The organism is Arenibacter catalasegens, from assembly GCF_002909235.1.
Taxonomy (GTDB): Bacteria; Bacteroidota; Bacteroidia; order Flavobacteriales; family Flavobacteriaceae; genus Arenibacter; species Arenibacter catalasegens.
The window spans coordinates 1-1,323 of the sequence record NZ_PHQQ01000075.1 but is presented as its reverse complement, the minus strand read 5'-3'; the positions used below and the strand labels follow the sequence as shown (position 1 = coordinate 1,323).

Here is a 1,323-nt window from a genome sequence, read left to right as displayed (position 1 = left end):
CAGTGATGTACGTCCCTGATATAGGTTGACCACTTAAAGAGTGGAAAGCTATGAAAGCAAATGTACGGAGTATCCGCAAACAGCGTAAATACTCGGAAGAATTCAAAAAACGTCTTGTTTCGGATTTCGAGAAAGGCAAGTTCAGTGTTCCCCAATTGGAGAAACTGCATGGGGTCCCCCATGCGACAATTTATCGGTGGATCTATAAATTCTCTATCTTTAATGAAAGTGGATTTAGAGTTATCGAGATGAAGGACAGTAGCAACAAAAAGATGACGGAGCTGGAGGCCCGCGTAAAAGAGCTTGAGCGTACGGTGGGCCGCAAGCAGATCATGATCGATTATCTGGAAAAGATGATGGAGATCGCCAAGGACGAACTGGACATCGACATCAAAAAAAACTTCGGCACCCCACAATCGACTGGTTCCGGGAAAACAAGCAAAAAATGAGTTTTTCCATGAACGATCTGTACAAGGAAGCCGGCCTGAGCAAACAGGCCGTCCTTCAGTACGGTTCACGGCAGAAGATCTTTGACGGGAAGGTCCGCCAGATGGTCCTCGAGGCGGATGAGCTGCGGGAGGACCATCCAGGTTGTGGGGTGGAAAAAATGTACCATACCCTTAAGCCCGATTTTATTGGAAGGGACAGGTTCGTGGAACTGATGATGGAACTGGGATATAGGCTCAAGCGCAAAAAGAACTATAGAAGAACCACCATAGCCTCCAAAATATATTATCCCAACCTTATCAAAGGTATGGAGGTGGACCGCCCATCGATGGTCTGGCAATCCGATATTACGTACATCCCAATAGGTGGCAGGCACTATTATGCCGTTTTTATAATCGATGTCTATACCAAGAAGATCGTGGGGCACAAGGTCTCCGACCATATGAGGGCGCAGGCAAATATGGATGCCCTGAACAGGGCACTTGATAAGAATGCCGCTCCTATGTACCACCATAGCGACAGGGGAAGCCAATATACCTACAAAGGTTATATAGGTCTTCTCAAAAAAAACGGGAGCAGGATAAGCATGGCGCTCTCTGCCCAGGACAATGCCTATGCGGAGCGCATAAACAGGACCATAAAGGAAGAGTACCTGGACCACTGGAAACCAAAGGACTTTGGACAGTTAAAAAGGATGACGGCCAAAGCTGTTAAGAATTACAACAGTAAAAGATTACACAATAACAATGATAGAATGAGCCCCGAAAAGTTCATGGACCAATTTCCTTTGTTGAGGCCTCAACAAAGGAAATTGATGACTATTTTTGACAATCAATCAATTAATTAAATCGGTCAACTCTAATCAGGGATGTTCAT

The 1,323-nt window shown here is 45.4% G+C and carries 2 protein-coding genes; both read left to right on the top strand.

What is annotated here, in order from left to right:
* The first annotated feature begins 50 nt into the window (after positions 1-50).
* A complete protein-coding gene (locus tag CWD90_RS22905) occupies positions 51-449 on the top strand; it encodes a transposase (RefSeq protein WP_103478371.1) in 399 nt (132 codons plus the stop codon).
* Positions 446-1,294: an IS3 family transposase gene (locus tag CWD90_RS22900; RefSeq protein WP_106427249.1), complete on the top strand. Its 849-nt coding sequence runs from the start codon at positions 446-448 to the stop codon at positions 1,292-1,294. Before CWD90_RS22905 ends, CWD90_RS22900 begins: the two co-directional genes overlap by 4 nt.
* Positions 1,295-1,323 lie beyond the last annotated feature (29 nt).